Annotated in this window: 1 protein-coding gene; it reads right to left on the bottom strand. The window is 48.4% G+C overall.

The window, feature by feature from the left end:
* Window positions 1-132 precede the first annotated feature (132 nt).
* Window positions 133-357 (bottom strand): RNA polymerase factor sigma-54, encoded by a 225-nt coding sequence (locus Tanf_RS14430; RefSeq protein ID WP_262509276.1) that lies wholly within the window; start codon window positions 355-357, stop codon window positions 133-135.
* Window positions 358-380 lie beyond the last annotated feature (23 nt).

Raw genomic sequence — 380 nt, 5'->3', positions numbered from 1 at the left:
TGCAGCATCGAGTGTCTGTTTGACAAGCTGAGCGGCATTGCGCATCTCCGGGCTGCGGTTCGTCTTGTTGCGGGCATAATCGCGAAACATATCGCTGTATTCACGGGTGATGCGCAAGTCGGGCACATCGCGCTAATTCATACTCAGCGTCAGTTCACCGTTGTGATTTTCGGCGATGAAATCGGGTGTGATTTCGTTCATGGCACTCTCGGAAGATTCGTTCCAGCCGTTGCCGAGCTTGAGGTTAAGTACCGTTATTTCATGTAAAACGGCTCGCAAGGTTTCGTCGTCTATATTCAAGGCCCACTGAATCTTGTCGTAATGCTTCCGTATAAAAGCTTCAAAATAACAATCAATGATTTCTGTGGCCTAACGAGTGT

Source organism: Tannerella forsythia (assembly GCF_001006485.1).
Lineage (GTDB): Bacteria > Bacteroidota > Bacteroidia > Bacteroidales > Tannerellaceae > Tannerella > Tannerella forsythia.
The sequence above is the reverse complement of the archived record's forward strand: the minus strand, read 5'-3'. Positions and strand labels throughout refer to the sequence as shown.